This is a genomic window from Micromonospora tarapacensis (assembly GCF_019697375.1).
In the GTDB taxonomy this organism is placed as follows: domain Bacteria; phylum Actinomycetota; class Actinomycetes; order Mycobacteriales; family Micromonosporaceae; genus Micromonospora; species Micromonospora tarapacensis.
Genome location: NZ_JAHCDI010000004.1, coordinates 2,753,373 through 2,776,300, shown reverse-complemented (window position 1 = coordinate 2,776,300; position 22,928 = coordinate 2,753,373). Strand labels below are relative to the sequence as shown.

Below are 22,928 nucleotides of genomic sequence, written 5' to 3'. Positions count from 1 at the left end.
TCGATGCCTCTGACCTGTTGGTAACAGTGCCGGTGCTCCCCGGGGCAGGGCCGAAAGCCGACCTGGGACGGGCCGCAGGTCCCCAACCCGGGCGCGTATGGTCGTCCGGTGACCGACGACCTGCGGCTGCGCCCGGTGGGCGAGGACGACCTGGTGGAGTTCTTCGCCCACCAACTCGACCCCGAGGCCAACCGGATGGCCGCCTTCGGCGCCGCGGACCCGACCGACCGGCGGGCGTTCGCCGCGCACTGGGTGCGCATCCTGACCGATCCGGAGAACCTGGCCCGCACGGTGACCGTCGACGGCACCGTGGTCGGTCACGTGCTGGCCTTCCCGGTCGGCGACCGCACCGAGGTGAGCTACTGGATCGACCGGGCACGGTGGGGTCGCGGGTACGCGACCCGCGCGCTGGCCGCGCTGCTGCGCGAGGTTGCGCGCCGGCCGCTCCACGCGCGGGCGGCGACCGACAACGCCGCCTCGCTGGCCGTGCTGCGCCGCTGCGGCTTCGTCGTGCGGGGCACCGACCGGGGGTACGCTCCGGGCCGCGGCCACGAGGTCGAGGAGTACGTCCTGGAACTGCCCGGCTGAGTCGGCCCTGGCATCGGCGCTGACCAGGGCGGCGACTACTCTCGCGGGGTGAACTGGCTGGAACTGGTCGGCTGGGCCGGCTCGGCGGTCCTGGTGTGGTCGCTGCTGCAGACACGCATCCTGCGGCTGCGCGCGGTCAACCTGGTCGGCTGCCTCGTCCTGATCGGCTACAACGCCGCCGTGCAGGTGTGGCCCATGGTGGGGTTGAACGTGGTGCTGTCCGTGATCAACGTCTGGTACCTGCGTCGACTGCTCACCACCCGCCACGACGAGCGGACCTACCAGGTGGTCGAGGTGGGCGCCGACGACGCGTTCCTGGCCCACACGCTGCGGGTGCACGCCGCCGACATCGCCCGGTTCAATCCCGGCTTCCACCCGGGGCAGGTCACCGGCCGCGCGGCCTTCCTCGTCGTCCGCGCCGACGAGGTCGTCGGGGTGGTCCTGGTCCGCGATGCCGGTGACGGGGTGGCCCAGGTCGACCTCGACTACGTCACCCCACCGTTTCGTGACTTCACCCCCGGCGAGTTCGTCTACCGGCGCAGCAGCCTGTTCACCGACCGCGGGTTCCGTCAGGTGGTCAGCCCACCGGGCATGGTCGCCCCCTACTACCACCGGCTCGGCTTCCGGCGGGCGGGGAACTCGTTCGTGCTCGACCTGCCCGCGCCGTCGATCCCCCACCCGTAGCCCTGCCGCACCGCCCCCGCGCCGTCGGGCGGGCGATGGTTCGCCGCCGGAACGAGTGGGCATAGGCACCGCTACGCCGGCGGGACCTCCGCCGGCGGCGCCACGGGGCGCGGTGCGACGAGGGAGAACCAGGCGTGCAGAGCTACTGGAGCCAGCTGGCCCTGGTCGGAGTCCTGATCGTCGTCAACGCGATCTTCGCGGGCAGCGAGCTGGCGTTGGTGTCGCTGCGCGACAGCCAGGTCCAACGGCTGGAGCGCACCGGTCGGGCGGGCCGGGTGCTGGCCCGGCTGGCCCGGGATCCCAACCGTTTCCTGGCCACCATCCAGATCGGCATCACCCTGGCCGGCTTCCTCGCCTCGGCGGCTGCCGCGGTGTCCCTGGCCCGGCCGCTGGTGCCGCTGCTGGACGGCGTGCTCGGTCGGGCCGCCGAGCCGATGGCCATCGTGCTGGTCACGCTGGTGCTGACCTTCGTCACGCTGGTCTTCGGCGAGCTGGCGCCGAAGCGGATCGCGATGCAGGTCCCGGAGCGGTGGGCGCTGCTCGTCGCCCGCCCGCTGGACGTGCTCGCCGTCCTGACCCGTCCGGTGGTCTGGGTGCTCGGTGCCACCAGCGACCTGGTGGTGCGACTGTTCGGCCTGGACCCGAAGCCCGAACGGGACGAGATCAGCCCGGACGAGTTGCGGGACATCGTCGCCGGCCACCACGGCTTCACCAAGGAGCAGCAGACCATCATCGCCGGCGCCGTGGAGATCGCCGAGCGGAAGCTGCGGGCCGTGCTGGTGCCGCGGCTGCAGGTCTTCTGCCTGGACAGCGGCACCACCGCCGAGGCCGCCCGGCTCGTGCTGGCCGCCTCCGGGCACTCCCGTGCCCCCGTGGTGCAGCACGGCGGCCTGGACGAGACGGTCGGTGTCATCCACCTGCGGGACCTGGTCGGTGTGCCGGGAGACCGGCCGGTCGACGAGTACGGCCGCCCGCCGCTGCTGCTGCCCGACTCGGTGCCGGTGGTCGACGCGTTGCGGCAGTTCAAGGCCGAACGGCAGCACATGGCCCTGGTGGTGGACGAGCGCGGTGCCGTCGACGGCATCGTCACCCTGGAGGACATCCTGGAGGAGATCGTCGGGGAGATCTACGACGAGACCGACCGGGACGTCAGCGGGGTGCTGACCGAGGCCGACGGTGCGCTGCTGGTGCCCGGCACCTTCCCGCTGCACGACCTGCCCGGCATCGGGGTGGACCTGCCGGGGCGCCCGGAGGGCGACTACACCACCGTCGCGGGCCTGGTGTTGACCGGCCTCGGTCGGATTCCCGCGCCCGGTGAGCACCTCACCGTCGACGGTTGGTGGCTGGAGGTCACCCTCGCCGACGACCGGGCCGTCTCCGGCGTCCGGCTGCGCCGCGCCGCCGGGGCACCGGCGCACCCTGACGGGCACCAGGCGCGGCAGGACGAGTCGCCGGCCACCCCGAGCGACGCCGCGGCGGTGCTGGACGGCACCCGGTCCTGACCGCGCGAGACCGCCCACCGCCGGTCTCTCAGGTGCCGTGCGACTGGCCGTGCGGCTGACCGTGTCCGGGCGGATCCGGCAACGGCGGGTCGAGCCGGACCCGGTGCAGCGGCACCTGAACGGTGCTGCGGTTGAGCAGCCGGGCCGTCGCCCGGATCGCCCACGGGGCTGACGGGTGCCGCTCCGGGCCGATCAGTCGTCCACTCAACCGGCCGTACCAGTGCCGGCTGACCACCAGGTCGGTCAGCCGCAGCGGGCCGGCGGGTCCGCCCCGCACCACCAGGTCCACCACCCGGCCCAGCCGCCGGCCACGCTCGTCGTACGCGGTCCGGCCGAGCAGCTCACCCGCTCGCACGGTCGGCCCCCGGGATCCGGTCGATCAGGTTACGACGCAGCCACTCCTCCACCGGAGAGGCGGCCAGGTCCTCGGCCCGGATCCGCAGCCGCACCGCGCTGTCGACCCGGTCGACCAGCGCGTACGGGATGTGCAGCGGCGCCACCGGCCGGTGCGTGACGAACCGCTCGGCGGTCAGCACCATCATCCGCCCGAGCCGGCCGCCGACCCGCAGCCCGAGCGCGCCCGGCCCGCTGAGCAGCGTCCGCAGGTAGGGCACGCCGTCCGGGCCGAGGGCGAAATCGACGTCGTCGACCTTGCCGACCAACCGTCCGTCGACGTCGACGAGTTGGCGGTCGAGCAGCTGCCGGCTGATCTGGATCCTCACTGCCCCATTCTCGTGCCGATGGCCAGCGGTACGGCGGCGATCGAGGCAGCCAGGATGATCAGCAGCAACACCGCACCCAGCAGGTTGAGCGCCCGGCCGTTGACCCGGTCGCCGAGGTAGGTACGGTCGTTGGCGACGACCAGGATCGGCAGGTACGTCAGCGGCAACGCCACCGCGCTGATGATCAGCATGTACTCGGTGAGCGCGACCGGGTCGACCGTGGTGAGCAGCAGGCGCACCCCGAGCAGCACGCTGACCAGCAGCACCGTGTGGAACCGGGCCGCCTCGCGGGGGCTGACCCGTTTACCCCACTGCCAGCCGAAGTACTGTGCGGCGGCGTATGCGGCGGACAGGCCGGTCTCCAGCGCGGCACCGAAGGTGACCGCGAAGAACGCCAGGGCCGCCACCGCCAGACCGGCCGCCCCGAAGGCGAGCACCACCGGGTGCGCGACCTGGTCGAGGCTGTCCACCGACAGGCCGGCGGGGCGCAGCACGACGGCCGCGGTGGCGATCAGCGACAGCGCGAGGAACCCGCCGATCGGGAACCCGACCAGCACGCTGAACCGGGCATCGGCCAGGTCGGCCCCGCTCCAGCGCTCCTCGACACCGCCGGAGGAGAAGAAGAAGACCTCGTACGGACTCACCGTGGAGGCGAACAGCGCCACCGCGACGAACCAGTACGCTCCCCAGCCCTGTCCGCCGTCCCCCGGCGCGACCGCGCTGCGACCGAGCGCCGCCCAGTCGGTCGGTAGCCAGAACAGTGCGACGGCGAATGTCACCAGGGCCAGCCCGGCCAGCCCGAAGACCCGTTCCATCAGCGGGAACCGCATCCGCCACAGCACCAGCCAGACCGCCGCACCGGCGACGGGCACCCAGAGCAGGTAGGGCACGCCGCTGGCCAGCCGCAGGGCCAGCGCCACCCCGCCCAGTTCGGCCGCCAGCGTGATCACCGTGACCAGGTACGACGCGACCAGGTTGATCAGCGCCATCCGTGCCCCGAGCCGTTCCCGGATCAGGTCGAACACCGCCCGGCCGGTCACCGCCGCGATCCGTCCGGCCATGTCGGCGTACGCGCAGATGGCGACCACCCCGAGCAGCAGGACCCAGGTGTGCGCCATGCCGAACCGGGCGCCGGCCTGGCTGGCGGCGACGAGGTCGCCGATGTCGACGAAACCACCGACGGCGGACAGGATGCCGAGCGTGGCGGCGAGGAGCTTCTTCACGTCGGCGGTACGGGCTCGGTCATCGACGCGACAATATCGCCACCAAAGCCGCCATCTACAGTAAACACCGCACTAGCGGTCAGGTCGCCGGATGGGCACCGGGGCCCGGCGCGGCTGGCGTGGCGCACGGGTGATGCCGCGGCGGTGGGCCGTCGCGCCGCCCCGACCGGCGCGCATTCGCCGCGCCGGCCCATTCGAATTGCCTGGCGGTTTCCCGCGTCACCTCAACGCCGCCGCCGCCGTCGTCCGGCACGTGCCGGTTTCTGTTTCAGGTGATCCGGAAGTCGTACCGGTCCCCGCTGAACGGGTGAGATTCGCGAGCCGGGCGATCACCACGCGGCACCGGACCGGCTGCGTTCGAGGCGGTTTTGGCAGGTTGACTCTGCGCCAGGAAAGGCGAGACTGTTCTCGCGACGCGCACCGGAACCGAGCACCACCACGCTTGGCCGTATCGCCCGCGCCTTTGGGTGAACCACCTCCTGGAGGCGCAGTGGTTCGTGCCTACCACACCAGCTCGCGCCGGATGATCCACCGTACGGCGAGAAGCCGATGGACGAGCGATGGAGGTTGGGTGAATTCGGTGGAGCTCGCCCCACCAATCGAAACCACAGCCTTGGAGACGGGCGCGACGGCGCATTCCGTGGGCACTCCCCGGCCGCAACGGAAAGCCTGGCGGCCGCGATACGTCGGCACGGTGTGTGCCCTCGACCTGACGGTCGGCCTGATATCGGCTTCCGTGGCCCTCGGCCTCCGATTCGGACTACAGGCGACCGATTCGTACAATCGCGGTCACCTCTGGCTCACCATTTCGCTGCCGTTCGCCTGGCTCGCCGCACTCACCCTCAACCGTGCGTACGAGACGCGTTATCTCTTCGTAGGTAACGACGAGTACGCCCGCGTGGTCCGATCGGGTCTCGCCCTCACCACCACGCTGGCGGTGGCGGCGCTGGCGTTCGACTTCCCCCTCGCCCGGGGTTACGTGATCATCGCGATGCCGCTGATGGTCGTCGCCGGCGTGGCGGTGCGCTACCTCGTCCGCCAGCGACTGCACCGTTCGTGGGCCCGGGGCGACCGGCTGCACCGGGTCATCCTGGTCGGCCACCAGCACGCCGTCGGCGAGATGGCCCGGCGGCTGCGCCGCGAGCGCTACCACGGGCTCGGGGTGGTCGGCGCCTGCCTGCCGTACGACCAGGTCACCTCCGGCGGGCGGCCCGCCGGGGCGTCGCTGCCGCCGGTTCTCGGTACGTTCGAGGACGTGGCGACAGCGGTCGGCCGGGTGGCCGCGGACACGGTCGTCGTGCTCTCCTGTCCCGAGATCGCCGGGGCGGCCCTGCGCCGGCTGGGCTGGCAGTTGGAACGCGACGACGTCGACCTGATCGTCGCCAGCACGCTCGTCGACGTCGCCGGTGACCGCACCACCATCCGCCCGGTGGACGGGCTGCCGATGCTGCACGTCGAACACCCCCGGCTCAAGGGCGGTCGGCGCTTCGTGAAGGCGGTCTTCGACCGGGTGTCGGCGCTGCTGCTGCTCCTCCTCGCCACTCCGCTGCTGGTGGTGATCGCCCTGCTGGTTCGGCTGGAGCCGGGCGCCGGCGGTCCGACGATCTTCCGGCAGGAGCGGGTGGGCCGCAACGGCCGGCTGTTCGTCATCTACAAGTTCCGCACCATGTACACCGACGCCGAGGAGCGGCTCGCGGAGCTGCGGCACCGCAACGAGCACGACGGTGAGCTGTTCAAGATCCGCGACGACCCGCGGGTCACCCGGGTCGGGCACCGGCTACGTCGCTTCTCGCTCGACGAGCTTCCGCAACTGGTCAACGTGGTCAAGGGCGACATGTCGCTGGTCGGCCCCCGGCCCCCGCTGGCTCGGGAGGTCGCCAACTATCCGCCGGACATGCGCCGGCGGCTGGTGGTCAAGCCGGGGCTGACCGGGCTGTGGCAGGTCTCCGGCCGGTCCGACCTGTCGTGGGAGGAGTCCATCCGCCTGGATCTGTCGTACGTGGAGAACTGGTCGTTGGCGATGGACCTGACTATCCTGCTGCGGACGGTGGGCGCGGTGGTCCGAAGCTCTGGAGCGTACTGATCGTGGCGGAACGTGTGGGTGTGATCGGTGCCGGGATCGTCGGTTTGGCGGTCGCCCGGGAACTGGCCCGCTCCGCCGACGTGATCGTGGTGGACAAGGAAGGCGACGTCGCCCGGCACCAGACCGGGCACAACAGCGGCGTCGCCCACGCCGGCCTCTACTACCCGCCCGGCTCGCTGAAGGCGGAGCTGTGCCGGCGCGGACGCGAGGCGCTGTCCGCCTACTGCCGCGAGCGCGAGCTGCCCTACATCGAGTGCGGCAAGTTGCTGATCGCCCGCGACGAGCGGGAACTCCCCGGGCTACGCGAGATCGAGCGCCGCGCGCAGGCGAACCAGGTGCCCGACCTGCGGTGGGTCGACGGGCCGGAGATCGCGTCCGTGGAGCCGCACGCGCACGGGCTGGCGGCTCTGCACTCGCCGAGGACCGCCATCGTCGATTTTCCGGCCGTGGCCCGGGCGCTCGCCGCCGACGTCCGCACGGCCGGCGGTGAGATCCGGCTCGGATTCGAGGTGACCGCGATCCGGACCGGCGGCTCCGGCGGGTCACCGGCCGTGCTCCTGCGCTCGGCGCAGGGCAGCGAGCTCCGCCTGGACCGCCTGGTCGTCTGCGCCGGCCTGCAGACCGACCGGATGAGCCGCCTGGCCGGCGACGAGGTCGGGCCGGTCATCGTGCCGTTCCGGGGGGAGTACCACCGGCTGCGGGCCGACCGGACGCACCTGGTGCGGGGCATGATCTATCCGGTCCCGGACCCGCGCTACCCGTTCCTCGGCGTCCATCTGACCCGGACGGTCGGCGGCGATGTCGAGGTGGGCCCGAACGCGGTGTTGGCGCTGGCCCGGGAGGACTACGACGGGCGTACCGTCGACCTGCGCGACCTGTGGGAGACGATCCGCTGGCGCGGCTTTCGCCGGCTGGCCCGACGGCACTGGCGGGCCGGGATGCGGGAACTGCACAGCAGCCTGTCCCGACGGGCCTTCGTCGCCTCGGCGGCGACCTATGTCCGGGGGCTGACTCCGGCGGATGTCGAGCGGGCCTCGGTCGGCGTCCGTGCCCAGGCGGTCGACGTGGACGGCACGATGGTCGACGATTTCCGGATCCACCGGATCGGCCCGGTCGTCGCGGTCCGCAACGCGCCGTCGCCCGCCGCCACCTCGGCCCTCGCGATCGGTCCCTACATCGCCGAGCGGGTCACCGCGACCGGTTGAACGATCTTCGATGCCCGCCGTCCCCTGCCCAGGAGAGTCATGACCGACCACCGCGTGATCAACATCTTGTTCCACGGTATCGGTACGCCCCGCCGGGAGTTGGAGCCCGGCGAGGAACGCTACTGGGTCGGCGTCGACCGGTTCCACGAACTTCTCGACGAGGTGGTGAGCTGGCCGCAGGCCCGCCTCAGCTTCGACGACGGCAACGCCTCGGACCTCGAGGTGGGGCTGCCCGCGTTGCTCGACCGGCAGGTGACCGCAACCTTCTTCGTCATCGCCGGGCGGCTGGGCGAGCCCGGCAGCGTGGACGCCGACGGCGTCCGGGAACTACGACGGCACGCGATGCCGGTGGGTAGCCACGGCATGTGGCACCGCCCGTGGCGCCGGCTCACCGCCGAGCAGGCGACCGAGGAGTTCCACACCGCCCGGGACCGGATCGCCGAACTCACCGGGGAGCCGGTCGACCAGGCCGCCTGCCCGCTCGGCCGGTACGACCGGGCCGTCCTGGCCCGGTTGAGAGCGGCCGGCTACCGGCGGGTGTTCACCAGCGACCGGCGTCCGGCCCGGCCCGGCGCCTGGCTGCAGCCGCGCTACAGCGTCCGCGCCGAGGACACCGCCGAGAGCCTGCGCGACATCGTCTTCGGGCAGGGGATGCTCGGCCGCGCCCGGTCCGGCGTGGTCGGGTTGGTCAAGCGCTGGCGTTAGCCCCGGTGCCGATGGTGGCCGGCTGCCCGGCCGGCGGGCCCGGCACCTCCGCAGCGTCGCCGGGCGCAGCAGGGCCGCCGCTGCCGCCCGGCTGGTCGAACTGCCGAGCGCGGCCCGGCTGAGTTCGCGCAGCAGGAGCGCCGCCCAGTACGCGGCCGTGGCCGACCGGCCGTGCCGGCGCCGGTAGAGACGCACCTTGTTGAGGGTCAGCAACCGCCACAACCAGGGTGCCGCCCGCGAGTCACCACCGATGTGGGTGGCCCGGGCGGCGGGGGCCAACCGGGTCGGGAAACCGGCGTCGCGTGCCCGCAGCGCGAAATCCGTCTCCTCCGAGTAGAGGAAGAACGTTTCGTCCCACGGCGCGCACGCCGACCAGCAGCCTCCACCGACGAGCATGGCGGAGCCGACGGCCCAGTCCGACGTCGACTCGTGTTCGTAGCGGGCCGGGTCGGTGACCACCTCGCCGAGGACCGGGAAGCGGCCGGCCCGTTCGGCGCCGAGCAGCGCGTCACCGAGCGCGCGGAGCACGGTGGGTTCCCGGCGCAGGGTGTGCTCGGGGCTGCCGTCGGCCATGGTGACCAGGGGCACCGCGATGCCGTCGCCGCACCGGCGTTGCAGGTCGAGCAGGAGCCGGCCGCTTCCCGGCGCGAGCCGGACGTCCGGGTTGAGGATGAGCACCGAGGTGAAGGGGGCCGCGGCTGCCGCGGCCGCGTTGATGCCGGCCGCGTAGCCGCCGTTGCGGCCGGTCTCCACCACGCGGGCCGAGGGCATGAGCCGGCGGACGGTGCCGGCGGTGCCGTCCGCCGAGGCGTTGTCGGCGACCGTGAGGTGCCAGCGCAGGCCCGCGAGCCCGGGGCCCAGGGAGTCCAGCAGCCCCGGCACGACGGCGGCGCTGTTGTAGGTGACGACGATGACGGCGACGACCTCGCCGGATCCGGTTGCCGGGGCGGTACTCACGCGGCTGCGCTCCTCGTGCGGGTCGGCGGGATCAGGCGGGCACCGCGGGGTGGCGGTAGGTCCGGTAGACGTCGGCGAGATCGGCGCGCAGGCCGTCCGGATGGTACTCGGTACGGATCCGTTCGGCGGCGGCGTGTCCGGCCGACACCAGGGCGGCCGGGTTCTCGTCGTAGCGGCGCAGCGCCTGTTCGACGGCGACCGCGTAGCCGAGCAGGTCACCCTCGGCGACCGGTGCGCAGTACCGGGGATCGAAGAAGTCCCGACCGCCGAGGCCGGTGAACCCGACCACGTACGCGCCGCTCGCCATCGCCTCTGCCGGCGGGAGACCGAACCCCTCCCGCTCGCTGAAGCTGAGAAAGATCGCGCAGCCGCGCAGCGCCTCGGCGGTCTCCGCTTCGGTCAGCCCGTCGATCGGCACGAGTTCCCAGCCGCTGAGCACGCCCCGGGCACGCAGGATGTGCAGCAGTTGCTCCTGCTCGGCGGCGCGGCGGCGGGGCATGTGGCCGATCCGCCGGGCGGCCCGACGGGCGGGCGGGTGGAAGACCCGCTGGTCGACCACCACCCGGGCCAGGCGTACGTCCAGGTCCGCGAAGGTGTGGCGAAGCAGCGCGGCGTTGTCCCGGGAGACCGTGAGCAGCGCCTCGACGCCCGGGCAGTCCTGGTACGGGGCACCGGCCGCCGTGCCGGCGAACGGCACCTCGGCGAAGGTCTGGTAGGCGTTCTGGTTGAAGATCAGCTTTCGGGTGGGCGCGGGCAACCGGTGCAGGGCCGGGCCGTAGTACTCGGGCACCACCAGGAGATCGGACGGACCGAGCGTGACCTCCCCGGCGTCGGCCACCCTGGTGGCGTTGGCGAACCAGTCGGCGCGGAAGCCCGGCTGGGAGTGCAGCACGGCGGCGGCGGTGCCCGACTCGTTGAGCAGGTCCACGTGGCGGTAGAGGTTGCGGATGCCGCCGCTGGGCTTGTTGTCGTCGGGGCTGAGGTAGTAGACGACGCCCGGCCCGGCGTGGCCGGCGTCGTACCGCAGCGGCGGGGGTGCGTCGCCGCAGTTCGCGGGCGTGACCGAGCCGTCCGAGCCAGTCTCGCCCGGCACGCCTGGTGGCACCGATCATGACGGCGCCACCCGCCGCCAGACACCGAGGTAGGCGGCGGCCTGATGCTCCCAGGCCAGCACCGAGGTGAACCGTTCCCGGGCGATCGTGGCCATCTCCGCCAGCTGCGTCTCGTCGTCGAGCAACTCGTCCAGCACCTTGCCGAACTCGTCCCCGCTGCCGGTGGCGACGTACCGTCCGGCCGCGCCGGCCGTGCGCTGGGTCTCCAGCAGGTCGACCGCGACCACCGGCAGACCACGGGCCATGTACTCCACCGTCTTGGCCATCGTGGACAGATTCGTCATGTCGCTGAAGACGTCCGGCTGGATGCCGAGGGTGGCGTCGCGCAGCAGCGCGTCGACCTCCGGAGCCTGGAGCCAGCCGGTGAAACGGACCACGTCGCCGAGGTCCCGCTCGTCGACCATGGCCCGTAGGGCGGGCAGACACTCGCCGTCTCCGGCGATGACCATCTCCCAGCCGTCTCGGCCCCGTAGGGCGGCGAGCCGCTCGGCCGCCAGGACCGCCCGGTCCACGTGATCCTGCTCGTTGATCACTCCAACGTAGACGATCCGCTTCTTCCCGGCGGTGGGGCCGGCGGTGGTCGGTGCGGTGATCTCGCTGGCGGCCGGCCCGTTGCGGACGATCGTCACCCGCTCGGGAGGGCATCCGCCCCGGGTCAGCGCGATCTGCCGGTAGGACTCGTTGGTGGCGACCACCTCGCTGGCGAACCGCATCGAGAGTCGCTCGAACCAGATGAGGATCCTGGTGACGGCGGGCCGCGGGGCGGTGGTCTTGCAGGCGTACAACTCGGGGCTGAGGTCGTGGTGGTCGAAGATCCAGCCCCGGCCGGTGGCCCGCATCATCAGCGCCAACGGCCAGAAGACGTCCGGCGGGTTGCAGACCTGTGCGGCCACCACCCGCTGCCGGACGACCAGCACGGCGAGGTGCCAGGCGACGCAGAGGAACGCCCAGGCGAACTCCGCGGCGAAGGAGAGCACGCCGGTGCCGGCGAAGGGCTGGCGGAACGGGCGGATCGTGGTGTCCTGGCTGCCGGGCAGGTGCCGGAGCCCGTCCCGGCCGCGCGGGCAGATGACCGTGACGCGGTAGCCCGCGCTTTCCAGCGCGAGGCATTCCCGGATGACTCGCCGGTCCCGTTCGGCCGGCAGGTTGACGACGGCGATGGCGACGTGTGGCCGGCGCGCTGGCTGGCTGGTGGTTCCCGCGCGCGCCTGTCCTGCTGTCATTGCTGCCCCCTCCGGCGACCGGCTGGTCACCGTCCGTGGTGAGGACCGGTCGTGCCGCCGTCGGGCCGGCGGCGAGGACCGCGGTCGCCTCGCCACGATGGTGGAATCGGGGCTCCGGGACATCCCCCGTTGGTACTGTGCCGTGTGTCAACCCGCCGACTGACTGGTCAATAAGTCGGCATTGCGGTCCTCGCCCCAGATCTAAGTTTCGTCCGAGTGTTCTCTCTTTCTTGCCAAGGCATCGCTGGCGCGGCGACACTTGCCTGGGCCCCGTAGCATCGAGTCCGCGGCTGGTCCCGCGTTCCGTGCTGCGGCACGCTCCTCGTCTTCACCTGGAATTCAGCAAGGGGATCTAGTGGACCTGTGGGACATGACCAAGCTGCTCTTCCGGCGTTGGTATATCTCCCTGCCCCTCATGCTGGTGGTCCTGCTGCTGGGCGGTGTGGCGAGCCAGGTGGTGAAGCCGGACTACAGCGCGAGGGCGCACATCCAGCTGATCCCGCCACCGGTCGTCACCGGAGCGGACGGTCGGCAGAAGCCGATCAAGAATCCCTGGTTCGACCTCGGCTACATCGCGTTGGGTAACGCCGCGATGATCGACGTGACGCGGCAGGCCGTGCTCAAGCAGATGGTGGCGGACGGCCTTTCCGACAACGTGACCGTCGTCATGGATCGGGTGCCGCTGTTCGAGATCGAGGCGGTGGGCAGTTCCCCGGAGCAGGCCACCGCCACCGCCAAGCGGATGCTCAGTCTGATCGCAGACGCGGTCGCCGAACGGCAGAGTTCGTTGCAGGTGGGGGAGAGTGATCTGATCACCACCCTTGCGCTCGACGACGGCACCGAGGTCGAGGTGCAGAATTCGAAGGTCATGCGGGTGCTGGTCGTGACGCTCGGCGGCGGGCTGCTGATCGCCGCGGGGGTGACGGTCGCCGCGGACGCGCTGCTGCGCCGACGGGTCCGTCGACGGGCCGGCGCCGCAGGCGGGTCGGCGACGCCCGGCGAGGCCGGATCCCGCCCGCGAGGCGTCCGTCGGCCGCCTCCTTCGAGGGTGAGGCCACCCAGGTGATCGGGGCGGGCCGGGTTTCCGGTCCGGCCGCGACCGCGGCTGCACCGCGGCAGGCCCGGTCGCAGCCGGGACCGGGCGCGAGTCAGCCGGCGGGCGGCGGGGCGGCGACCCAGCCGGTCCGACGGGAGCACTCCGCCGGTGAACACGTAACCCAGCACGGTGACGCCGAGCAGCGTCGCCCGGCACCGGCACCGGCACCGGCACCGGCACCGGCCGACGTCGACGCGACGGTCGTGCTGCCGGTCTCCCACTCCGCCAACTGGCCGCGTAGAAGCGGCGCCGACCGGCAGTGACGGCAACTGCGTACCACCCCGTCGACCTCGAGCCGATGCTCCTGTCGCACGGCACGTACGGCATCCGCCGTGCCCGGTCCCGGTTGGACGTCTCCGTACTGCTCGGCCTCACCATCGTCCTGCTCTACGTGCTGCCGGGCACCCTGATCGTGCCCAACCTGACCTACGCTGGTCGCCCGGCGCTGCTGCTGGCGCTGCTGCTCTTCGCATGGTGGTGTCTGGTCCGGCTCAATCCGAGGCTGCTGCTCGTCGGGCCGCAGCCCATCCGCTGGGTGCTCGGCATCTACCTGGTCGCGCACCTGATGTCGTACCTGGCCGGCCTGCTGCGTGGCCTGCCCACCCAGGAGGCGAACGCGCAGGACTTCGCGACACTGCAACTGCTCGAATTCCTGGGCGTGGCGCTCATCGCCGCCGACGGGATCCGCAACTGGGACCGGCTCAACCGGGTGCTCCAGGTGGCCGTCTGGTGCACCGGGTTCATGGCGATCGTCGGCATCATCCAGGCGGTCTTCAAGTACGACATCTCGACGCATCTGGTGATCCCGGGCCTGGAGGTCAAGGGCGGTCTGGCCGGCTTCGGGCAGCGCGGGGACGAGGGCCAGTTCCGGGTGGCCGGCACCACGGTCCACTACATCGAGTACGGCGCGGTCATGGCGATGATGGTGCCCTTCGGCATCCACGTGGCCCGGTTCGCTCCCCGACGGGGCCACCGGCGGCTGGCGGCGGTGTGCGCGATGCTCGCGGCCGTGGCCAATCCGATGTCCATCTCCCGCACCGGCATCGTGGCGCTCGCGCTCGCCCTGCTCGTCATGGTGCCCGTCTGGTCGTGGCGGCTGCGGTACACGTTCCTGTTCCTGGGCGCCGGCGCGGTGATGGCGATCATGCTCCTCAAGCCGGGGGTGCTGGGCACGCTCAAGTCGATGTTCCTGAACGTGGGGGTCGACCCGAGCATCGAGGGCCGGACGAACGACTACGAGTTGGTGGGGCACTTCTTCGACCAGCGCCCGTGGTTGGGTCGAGGGCCACGGACGTTGCTGGCCGACCCGGTGCGCGACACCATTCTGGACAACCAGTGGCTCTACACCCTGGTGACCGGCGGCGTCATCGGCGTGTTCGCCCTGCTCGCCGTGCACGTGGTCAGCATCGCGCTCGCGGTGATCGCGTTTCGTCGCGCGACCCGGGAGGAGGACCGCCACCTCTGCACGGCCCTGATCTCGGCCCAACTGGTCGCGGTGGTGGTCGGGGGGACCTTCGACTCGCTCTACTACACGACCTTCGCCATCAGCCTGGCCCTCTTCGTGGGACTCAGCGGCGCGGTCTGGCGGCTGACCCACCCTGCCCGCATCATCCGCACCTCGACCGTACGGGGATTCGATTGACAAGCATCGTCATCGCCGCACACAACGAGGCCACGATCCTCGACCGTTGCCTCGACCGCGTGCTGCGCAGTGCCGCCGTCGCGGATCCGGCGCAGGTGATCGTCGTACCGAACGGTTGCTCGGACGAGACCGCGGCGGTGGCCCGCCGCCGCGGCGTCACCGTCGTCGAGCTGGCCGAGCCCGGGAAGGCGGCCGCCCTGAACGCCGGTGACGCCGTGGCCACCGGCTTCCCCCGGGTCTACCTCGACGCCGACGTGCTCCTCGACGAGGGCGCTCTCGACGTGCTCGCCCGGGAACTGGACCGCTCCGGCGCGCTGGCGGCCGTGCCGGCCCGGCGGATGGAACTGTCCGGGCGCTCACCGGCGGTGCGCGCCTACTACGCCGTTCACTCCCGGCTGCCCGCCGTCGTCGGCGGTCTGTACGGTCGGGGGGTGATCGCGCTGTCCCGATCGGGGCGGGAGAGATTCGGGCAGTTCCCCGCGGAGACCGCGGACGATCTCTTCCTCGATTCCCTCTTCACCGAGCAGGAACGGCTCGTCGTGACCTCGACGGCAGTCCGGGTGGCGGCGCCGCTGCGCGCCGACGACCTGATCCGGCGCCTGGTGCGGGTCCGCGCCGGCAATGCCGACCTGCGCGACGCGCTGCCCGGGGTCCGCCGTTCGAACAGGCGCGCGTGGCTGACCGATGTGGTGTTCCGTGCCCCGTGGTTGGCACCGGCCGCCGTCTGCTACGTCGCGATCACCCTCCTGGCTGCCCGGGGTGCCCGTCGAGCACGGCGCGCCGGCCAGGTCGCCTGGGGCCATGACCGAACAAGCCGAGCCACCGGTGAAAAAGCCTGACCGGTCGTAGGGCAGAACTGGCCGATGCCGCAGGGTGCCGGTCGGCCGCGTGGCGTTAGGCTCCGCCGAAACTGTTTCACACCAGCAGTGCCGCCGCCGCCGTCATCGCCGTCGAGGTCAGTCGATCGATCAGTGCCGACGGTAGCAGCCTGACGGCGTTGCGTACAGGTGGTGTGGGGATACGTCCGAGGGGGCAACGTCGTGAGTGCAGAGCAGGGGCGGTGGACCGACCGTTTCGCGTCGTTGTCGTCCACAGTGGACAGGCGCCGGTTGGCAGGGGCGGTGGCGCTGGTCGTGGCGGCCACGGTGGGTGCCTTCGTGCTACCCGGTGCCGCCTCCGCCGATCCCTGCAATCCGATGGTCAATCCGGTCGTCTGTGAGAACAGCAAGCCGGGAACCCCCGCCTCGGTGTGGGACATCGACGGAAGCGGTGACCCGTCGATCCAGGGCTTCGCGACCGACATCAGCGTCAACGTGGGCCAGCAGATCGATTTCAAGATCAAGACTGACGCCGCGGCGTACACCGTCGAGATCTACCGGCTTGGCTGGTACGGCGGCGACGGCGCCCGCAAGGTCGCCGACGTCAGCCCCTCGGCGTCGTTGCCCCAGAACCAGCCCGACTGCGTCACCGACGTGGTCACCGCGCTGTTCGACTGCGGCAACTGGGCCGTCTCCGCGTCCTGGACCGTGCCGTCGACCGCGGTCTCCGGCGTCCACATCGCCCGGCTGCGGCGCACCGACACCGGCGGGGACAGCCACATCACCTTCGTCGTCCGGCAGGACAGCAGCACCTCGGACCTCTTCTTCCAGACCTCCGACGCGACCTGGCACGCCTACAACAAGTACGGGGGCTCGGACTTCTACTCCGGCGGCGGCTCGGTCGGCCGCGCGTACAAGGTCAGCTACAACCGGCCCTTCGCCACCCGCAACAGCGTCGAGCGGCGGGACTTCCTCTTCGGCGCCGAGTATCCGATGATCCGGTTCCTGGAGCGCAACGGGTACGACGTCAGCTACACCACGAACGTCGACAGCGACCGGCGCGGTGAGCTGATCCAGAACCACAAGGTGTTCCTCTCCGTCGGCCACGACGAGTACTGGTCCGGCGCCCAGCGGGAGAACGTCGAGGCGGCCCGTGACGCCGGCACCCATCTCGCCTTCTTCAGCGGCAACTCGGTCTACTGGAAGACCCGGTACGAGACCAGCCAGGACGGCACCGACACCGCCTACCGCACCCTGGTCACCTACAAGGAGACCTGGGCCAACGCGAAGATCGACCCGTCGGACGAGTGGACCGGCACCTGGCGGGACCCGCGGTTCAGCCCGCCGTCGAACGGCGGCCGGCCGGAGAACGAGCTGATGGGCACCATGTTCATGGTCAACGATGGCGACCTCGCGCTGACCGTGCGGGCCGAGGAGGGCACGTACCGACTCTGGCGCAACACGGACCTCACCTCGCTGGCCGCCGGGACGTCCGCCACCCTCGCGCCGCACACGGTGGGCTACGAGTCCGACGAGGACCTGGACAACGGCTTCCGGCCGCCGGGTCTGATCCGGCTCTCCACCACCACCGGCGAGGTGCCGCAGTTGCTCCAGGACTTCGGCAACAAGGTCGAACCGGGCGTCACCACCCACCACCTGACCCTGTACCGCGCGGCCAGTGGCGCGTTGGTCTTCGGTGCCGGCACCATCCAGTACACCTGGGGTCTGGACGAAATGCACGACGGGCAGTCCACCCCGACGGACAGCCGGATGCAGCAGGCGGTGCTCAACCTCTTCGCCGACATGGGCGTGCAGCCGGCCACCCGGATGAGCACGCTGGCGGCGGCCACGGCGTCGACGGACACCACGGCGCCGACCGCGACGATCTCCACACCCGCCGCCGGGGCGACCGTGGCCCGGGGCGCCGAGGTGACGATCACCGGCACCGCCAGCGACGTCGGCGGACGGGTCGCCGCCATTGAGGTCTCCACCGACGACGGGGAGAGCTGGCACCCGGCGACGGGCACCACCGCCTGGTCGTACAGCTTCCACGCCGCAGGCGTGAGCACCCAGGTGGTACGGGTCCGGGCGATCGACGACAGCGTGAACACCGGCAGCCCGGCGACCCGGGAGTTCCAGCTCACCGGGCCCAACACCCTGTTCGGCCAGCGAGTGCCCGAGCAACCCGCGGTGGACGACACCGGCGCCGTCGAGTTGGGCGTCCGGCTCACGCCGCAGACCGACGGCTACGTCACCGGGGTGCGGTTCTACAAGGGCACCGGCAACACCGGCACCCATCGCGGCCGGCTCTGGACCAACTCCGGCCAACTCCTCGCCGACGGAGCCTTCACCGACGAGACGGCCACCGGCTGGCAGACGCTCACCTTCGCCGATCCCGTGCCGGTGGCCGAGGGGCAGACCTACGTCGCGTCGTACTTCACGCCCACGGGCAACTACGCCGCCGACAACTGGGTCTTCACCCGCGACTGGACCAGCGGCCCGCTCCTCGCGCCTCGCTCGGCCGCCACCGCCGGCAACGGCCTGTTCCGGTACGGCTCCACCGGCGGCTTCCCGAACGAGTCGTTCGGCGCGGCGAACTACTACGTCGACGTGACCTTCGCGGTCAGCGAGGATCTGCCCCCGGCCGTCACCACCACCACTCCGGCCGACAGCGCCGGCGACGTCGACGTCGACGCCAACCCCTCCGCCGTCTTCTCCAAGGCACTCGACCCCGACACCATCTCCTTCACCCTGAGCAGCGGCGGTGCCGCGGTCGGCGGGGCCACCGCCTACAACGGCAGCCTGAAGAAGGTGACCTTCAGCCCGTCGGCGCCGCTGGACCCCGCGACGAGCTACACCGCCACCGTCGTGGCCGAGGACACCGAAGGCCGGTCCGGGAACGCCACCTGGTCGTTCTTCACCAGCATCGACGGTGACCTGCACACCCTCTTCGCCACCGAGGACGTCCCGGAGACCGCGGCGCACAGCGATCCCGAGGCGGTCGAGTTGGGTGTGACGTTCCGGCCCCGGGTCGACGGCAGGGTGGTGGGCGTCCGCTTCTACCAGGGGGCGGGCAACACCGGCAGCCACCCGGTGACGCTCTGGTCGGCCGCCGGTACCCCGTTGCGCGTCAGCACCCTGCCGAGCACGACCACGGTGGGGTGGCGGACCGCCTTCTTCGCCACCCCGGTCGAGGTGGAGGCCGGCACGAGCTACGTGGCCTCCTACTTCGCACCCAACGGCTTCTACCCGGGTGACAACGGATACTTCGCCAGCACCCAGACGGTCGGGCCGCTGGTCGCCCCCGGCGGCAACAACGGCGTGTTCCGCTACGGCTCCAGCGGCTTCCCCAGCCAGTCATACGAGTCGACGAACTACTGGGTGGACCCGCTCTTCCTGACCGACGAGGAGATCCCACCGGAGGGGCAGCCGGGTTCGCCACCACCCGGCGCCCACGGTGTCTTCGCCCCGACCGACGAGCCGTCGGTCGCGAACTGGGACGACAACGCCGCGGTCGAGGTGGGGATGCGGTTCACCCCGTCCGTCAACGGTGAGGTCTATGGCGTGCGGTTCTACAAGGGGCCGACCAACACCGGCACCCACACCGGGTCGCTCTGGTCGCCCGGCGGCAGCCGGTTGGGCACGGTGACCTTCACCGACGAGACGACATCGGGATGGCAGACCGCGTACTTCCCGGAGGTCGTGCCGGTCAGCGCCGGTTTGCAGTACGTCGTCTCGTACCACACCACGGTCGGCCAGTACTCGGTGACCGGCGGCGGGCTGGCCGACGCCCGTACTGTCGGCCAGCTGACCGTGCCGGCCGCCGGTGCGACCTACCGTTACGGTTCCGGAGACGGATTCCCGTCTTCGTCGTCGAGTGCGAACTACTGGGTCGACCTGGTGTTCGCCCCGAACTGACCGACGGCGGGCGGGAGCGTCGCGGATCGCGACGCTCCCGCCCGTGGCGTCGATCCACCAGCCGGCGGCCCGCCCGCCGGACCGCTCGAAGTGGGGGACAAGGTGCGACTGCTCGTCGGCCTGCACCATCTGGAGCTCGGGGGCAGTCAGCTCAACGCCCTGGATCTCGCGGTCAGCGTCCGGGACCAGGGCCATGAGGTCGCGGTCTTCGGCAACTACCGGGGCCAGCCCGGGCCGGTGGCCGTCCTGGCGCGGCAGGCGGGACTACCGGTGATCGCGGTACGGCACCGGGCCGAGCGACTGGGCCCCACGCTACCGGTCCGGCCCGGGCTGTCCCGGGCGCTCACCCGGGCCGTCCACGATTTCCAGGCCGACCTCGTGCACGCGTACGAGTACTCGGTGGCCCTCGACGCCTTCTTCGGCCCGCATCTGCGCCTGGGCACCCCGGTGGTCACCACCGTCTACGGCATGCGGGTGCCCCGCTGGCTGCCCCGCTACGGCGGGCTCGTCGTCGGCACCGCGCAACTGGTGGCGGAGACCGCCGCGTTCCGGCCCCGACCGGCGCTGATAGAGCCTCCGGTCAACACCGACGTCGACGATCCGGCGGTGGTCGACGGCCACTCGTTCCGCCAGCGTCACGGCATCGCCCCCGACGAGATCGTGATCGGGGTGGTGTCCCGGCTCGAACCGGACATGAAGGCGGAGGGCGTGCTGCGGACGATCCGCGCGCTGCCGCTGCTCGACGACGACCGGCTCCGGTTCGTGGTGACCGGCGGCGGCCCGTCGGAACCCGACGTGGCGGCCGAGGCGGCGCGGGCGAACCAACTGCTCGGCCGGCCGGCGGTGGTGCTGACCGGCCCGATGGACGATCCGCGCGAGGCGTACGCCGCCGCGGACATCGCCCTTGGCATGGGAGGTTCGGCGTTGCGGGCGATGGCCTTCGGCCGTCCGCTGGTGGTGCTCGGCATCAGGGGCTTCTCCCGGAGCTGTGCACCGGAGACGGTCGACCACTTCCTCCGCTGGGGCTTCTACGGCATCGGCGACGGCGACCTGGACCCGGCCCCGCTCGCGGCGCAGATCGCCGAACTGGTCGACGACCGGCGCCTGCGCGCCGAACGTGGCGACTGGGGACGACGACTCGTGCTGAGCCGATTCAGCCTGAAGGCGGCGACCCAGACCCTGCACGAGGTCTACGCCGAGGCGCTGCGGCACCAGCCCGCGCCGGCCACCCGGCTGCGGGAAGGGCTGCGGGTGGCCGGGCACAAGGCCGCCGCCGATCTGCTGCCCGACACCGCCCGCCAACGGATCCGGCGGCTGCTCGGGTGAGCGTCGAGGAACGTCCGCCCGCCCCCGCCGGCGAACCCACGCTTTTCACCAGGGCGTCCCGGGCCCTGGGCTGGAGCATGGCGAGCACCGTCATCAGCCGGTTCAGCACCCTGGCGATCGGCATCGCGTTGGCCCGGATCCTCGGCCCCGACGCCTTCGGCACCTTCGCGGTGGCCCTGGTGGTCCTGCTGGCGGTGCTCAGCTTCAACGAGCTGGGGGTGAGCCTGGCGATCGTCCGCTGGCCCGGCGAACCCCGGGAGATCGCCCCGACTGTGGCCACGCTCTCGGTGCTCACCAGCACCGTCGTCTACGGCGCGCTCTACCTCGGCGCGCCCGTGCTGGCCCGCGCGCTCGGCGACCCCGAGGCGACCACGGTCATCCGGATCCTCGGGCTGAGCGTCATCGTCAGCGGGCTCGTGGCGACGCCGGTGGCACTGCTGCAACGCGCGTTCCGTCAGGGCCGCAAGACGGTGGCCGACCTGGTGACGAACTGGACCAGTGCGCTGGTCTCGATCGGCCTGGCACTGGCCGGCAACGGGGCGATGAGTCTGGCCGTCGGGCAGCTCGTCGGCTCGCTCGCCGGTGCCGTGCTCTTCTTCGCCTTCGCGCCACAGGGCCTGCGGTTCGGCTTCGACCCGGCCAAGGCCCGCGCCCTGCTCCGCTTCGGCCTGCCGCTCGCCGGCTCCAGCATCGTCGTCTTCGCCACCACCAACCTCGACCGGGTGGTGGTGGGCGCGACCCTCGGTCCGACCGCGCTCGGCTACTACGTGTTGGCGCTGCAACTCGCCCAGTGGCCGGTCACCGTCTTCTCCCAGCCGGTCCGGGCGGTGGTGCCGGCCGCGCTGGCCCGGCTGCACCACGACCCGCCGGCGATGCGTCGATCGTTCCTCTCCGCCCTCGGCCTGCTCGGATCGATCACCCTCCCCGCGTGCCTGCTGCTCGCCGCGACGTCGGGCCCGCTGATCCGTCTCCTCTACGGCGAGGTCTGGCAGCCGGCGTCGGTGGTGCTGCTGTGGTTGGGGCCGCTGGCGGCGCTGCGCATTCTCTTCGAACTCTTCTACGACTACTTCGTGGTGATCGCCGACACCCAGGTGGTGCTCACCGTCCAGGCGGTGTGGTTCGTCGTGCTGCTGCCCGCGCTCTACGCGGCCTGCGTGTCCGGCGGGCTGTGGAGTGCCTCGGCGGTGCAGCTCGTCGTCGCGCTGCTGGTCATCCTCCCGCTCTACCTCGCCTCGCTGCGCCGGACCGGCATCGCGCCGCGGCCGGTGGTGGCGCGGCTGGGCGCGCCGCTGCTGGGTGCCGCGGCGGTCGCCGCGGTGGCCCTGCTGGTGGCGCGGACCGGCGCGGTCGACCTGGTGGTGCTCGCGGTCTCCGGGGCCACCGCGCTCGCCGCCATCGGGGTCCTCGGCTACCGGCAGCGGCACGTGGTACGGGAACTCAGGACGGTGGGCTAGTGCCCGGCCCCTGAGCGTCGCCGGCAATGGCGATCAGCGACTTCGGCAACCCCGCCAGCCGTTCGGTCAGAATCCGCGAACGGGGGAACAGCAGCCGCATCTGCGTGTAGTCCACCAGATCCGTCCACAGCACCTCCCGTACCGCCTCGTCCCGCGTCGTGGGGCGGGTGTGCGCGAGCGGCCACCGCCGGGCCAGTCGAGCGCGGGCCGACACCGGCAGGTACTGCATGCCGGGGGCGATCCAGTGCGGCTCGATCGGAAAGTGCCGGTACGGGGTCTGGATCCAGTGCCGGTCGGCGAGTTGGTGCACCGCCGCGGCGAACCTTTCGCGTCGCTCGTGCCCGCCCACGTGTTCGAGGACGGAGTTGCTGAACACGAGGTCGTAGCGGCGGGCGGCGATCCGCTCGGGCAGCTGGCAGGCGTCGCCGTGGTCGACCTCAGCCCAGTCGGGTAGGTCGGCGGGCGCCGCTTCCAGGTTGACGACGTGCACGTGGGCGGGGCGCACCGGGGTGTGCTGCCAGGTGTCGACCCTGCCGCCGAGATCGATGACGGTCATGTCGGCGAGGTCGGGGAACGTGTCGGCCAGCCAGCGGGCGCGGCGGGCGCGTCGCCGTCCGCCCCAGGATTGATCCGTGTCCACGAGAAGATTTCGCAGTCGGGGCATGGCGGG

20 protein-coding genes and 1 pseudogene are annotated in these 22,928 nt (G+C 71.8%); 13 read left to right on the top strand and 8 right to left on the bottom strand.

The window, feature by feature from the left end:
- The first annotated feature begins 108 nt into the window (after nt 1-108).
- From KIF24_RS18535 to KIF24_RS18525, 3 genes are all read left to right on the top strand, one after another.
- A complete protein-coding gene (locus tag KIF24_RS18535; protein ID WP_221085127.1) occupies nt 109-588 on the top strand; it encodes a GNAT family N-acetyltransferase in 480 nt (159 codons plus the stop codon).
- Nucleotides 589-636: 48 nt separating this feature from the next.
- Nucleotides 637-1,272: a YgjV family protein gene (locus KIF24_RS18530; RefSeq protein ID WP_221085126.1), complete on the top strand. Its 636-nt coding sequence runs from the start codon at nt 637-639 to the stop codon at nt 1,270-1,272.
- 134 nt (nt 1,273-1,406) lie between these two features.
- Nucleotides 1,407-2,774: a hemolysin family protein gene (locus KIF24_RS18525; protein WP_221085125.1), complete on the top strand. Its 1,368-nt coding sequence runs from the start codon at nt 1,407-1,409 to the stop codon at nt 2,772-2,774.
- Nucleotides 2,775-2,802: 28 nt separating this feature from the next.
- On the opposite strand, the gene KIF24_RS18520 is transcribed toward KIF24_RS18525, so the two are convergent.
- From KIF24_RS18520 to KIF24_RS18510, 3 genes are read right to left on the bottom strand one after another with little or no spacing between them, the layout of a single operon-like run.
- Nucleotides 2,803-3,129, bottom strand: coding sequence for a PRC-barrel domain-containing protein (locus tag KIF24_RS18520; RefSeq protein WP_221085124.1), 327 nt, complete (start codon nt 3,127-3,129; stop codon nt 2,803-2,805).
- Nucleotides 3,116-3,496, bottom strand: coding sequence for a hypothetical protein (locus tag KIF24_RS18515; RefSeq protein WP_221085123.1), 381 nt, complete (start codon nt 3,494-3,496; stop codon nt 3,116-3,118). The genes KIF24_RS18520 and KIF24_RS18515 overlap by 14 nt, the downstream gene beginning before the upstream one ends.
- Entirely contained in the window at nt 3,493-4,719 is a 1,227-nt protein-coding gene (locus KIF24_RS18510) for an NRAMP family divalent metal transporter (RefSeq protein WP_221085122.1), read from the bottom strand. The genes KIF24_RS18515 and KIF24_RS18510 overlap by 4 nt, the downstream gene beginning before the upstream one ends.
- Nucleotides 4,720-5,359: 640 nt before the next feature.
- On the opposite strand from KIF24_RS18510, the gene KIF24_RS18505 reads away from it, so the two are divergent.
- Both KIF24_RS18505 and lhgO read left to right on the top strand, forming a co-directional pair.
- Nucleotides 5,360-6,802, top strand: a complete 1,443-nt coding sequence (locus tag KIF24_RS18505; RefSeq protein ID WP_331461191.1) for a sugar transferase — start codon at nt 5,360-5,362, stop codon at nt 6,800-6,802.
- A 2-nt stretch (nt 6,803-6,804) separates the two neighbouring features.
- Nucleotides 6,805-8,007, top strand: coding sequence for an L-2-hydroxyglutarate oxidase (lhgO, locus tag KIF24_RS18500; RefSeq protein WP_331461190.1), 1,203 nt, complete (start codon nt 6,805-6,807; stop codon nt 8,005-8,007).
- 119 nt (nt 8,008-8,126) lie between these two features.
- Here lhgO and KIF24_RS33145 read toward each other — a convergent pair whose 3' ends face one another.
- Nucleotides 8,127-8,282, bottom strand: a complete 156-nt coding sequence (locus tag KIF24_RS33145) for a hypothetical protein (protein WP_230417267.1) — start codon at nt 8,280-8,282, stop codon at nt 8,127-8,129.
- Between KIF24_RS33145 and KIF24_RS18495 the strand changes: the two genes are divergently transcribed.
- Nucleotides 8,230-8,712 carry a polysaccharide deacetylase family protein gene (locus tag KIF24_RS18495; protein ID WP_331461378.1) on the top strand — a complete coding sequence of 161 codons (483 nt, stop codon included), beginning with the start codon at nt 8,230-8,232 and terminating at the stop codon, nt 8,710-8,712. The genes KIF24_RS33145 and KIF24_RS18495 overlap by 53 nt on opposite strands.
- Before the next feature lie 549 nt (nt 8,713-9,261).
- Here KIF24_RS18495 and KIF24_RS33140 read toward each other — a convergent pair.
- The 3 genes and pseudogenes from KIF24_RS33140 to KIF24_RS18480 all read right to left on the bottom strand — a co-directional run.
- Nucleotides 9,262-9,669, bottom strand: a pseudogene (locus KIF24_RS33140) (glycosyltransferase); the annotation flags it as partial.
- 31 nt (nt 9,670-9,700) lie between these two features.
- Nucleotides 9,701-10,762 carry a glycosyltransferase gene (locus tag KIF24_RS18485; protein ID WP_221085120.1) on the bottom strand — a complete coding sequence of 354 codons (1,062 nt, stop codon included), beginning with the start codon at nt 10,760-10,762 and terminating at the stop codon, nt 9,701-9,703.
- Between the two features lie 15 nt (nt 10,763-10,777).
- Complete coding sequence (locus KIF24_RS18480) at nt 10,778-12,004, bottom strand: glycosyltransferase family 4 protein (protein ID WP_221085119.1); 1,227 nt, start codon at nt 12,002-12,004, stop codon at nt 10,778-10,780.
- Between the two features lie 370 nt (nt 12,005-12,374).
- On the opposite strand from KIF24_RS18480, the gene KIF24_RS18475 reads away from it, so the two are divergent.
- The 7 genes from KIF24_RS18475 (at nt 12,375) to KIF24_RS18445 (ending at nt 22,258) form a co-directional block, all read left to right on the top strand.
- On the top strand, nt 12,375-13,070 hold the full coding sequence (locus tag KIF24_RS18475; RefSeq protein WP_221085118.1) for a hypothetical protein: 696 nt from the start codon (nt 12,375-12,377) through the stop codon (nt 13,068-13,070).
- Nucleotides 13,067-13,363: a hypothetical protein gene (locus KIF24_RS18470; RefSeq protein WP_221085117.1), complete on the top strand. Its 297-nt coding sequence runs from the start codon at nt 13,067-13,069 to the stop codon at nt 13,361-13,363. Before KIF24_RS18475 ends, KIF24_RS18470 begins: the two co-directional genes overlap by 4 nt.
- 35 nt (nt 13,364-13,398) lie before the next feature.
- Nucleotides 13,399-14,742, top strand: coding sequence for an O-antigen ligase family protein (locus KIF24_RS18465; protein ID WP_221085116.1), 1,344 nt, complete (start codon nt 13,399-13,401; stop codon nt 14,740-14,742).
- Nucleotides 14,739-15,581 (top strand): glycosyltransferase, encoded by an 843-nt coding sequence (locus tag KIF24_RS18460; protein ID WP_221085115.1) that lies wholly within the window; start codon nt 14,739-14,741, stop codon nt 15,579-15,581. Before KIF24_RS18465 ends, KIF24_RS18460 begins: the two co-directional genes overlap by 4 nt.
- A gap of 270 nt (nt 15,582-15,851) precedes the next feature.
- Nucleotides 15,852-19,478, top strand: a complete 3,627-nt coding sequence (locus KIF24_RS18455; protein WP_221085114.1) for a DUF4082 domain-containing protein — start codon at nt 15,852-15,854, stop codon at nt 19,476-19,478.
- A gap of 90 nt (nt 19,479-19,568) precedes the next feature.
- On the top strand, nt 19,569-20,804 hold the full coding sequence (locus KIF24_RS18450; RefSeq protein WP_221085113.1) for a glycosyltransferase family 4 protein: 1,236 nt from the start codon (nt 19,569-19,571) through the stop codon (nt 20,802-20,804).
- On the top strand, nt 20,801-22,258 hold the full coding sequence (locus tag KIF24_RS18445) for a lipopolysaccharide biosynthesis protein (protein ID WP_221085112.1): 1,458 nt from the start codon (nt 20,801-20,803) through the stop codon (nt 22,256-22,258). The genes KIF24_RS18450 and KIF24_RS18445 overlap by 4 nt, the downstream gene beginning before the upstream one ends.
- On the opposite strand, the gene KIF24_RS18440 is transcribed toward KIF24_RS18445, so the two are convergent.
- Complete coding sequence (locus KIF24_RS18440) at nt 22,242-22,922, bottom strand: class I SAM-dependent methyltransferase (protein WP_221085111.1); 681 nt, start codon at nt 22,920-22,922, stop codon at nt 22,242-22,244. The genes KIF24_RS18445 and KIF24_RS18440 overlap by 17 nt on opposite strands.
- Between the last annotated feature and the right edge of the window lie 6 nt (nt 22,923-22,928).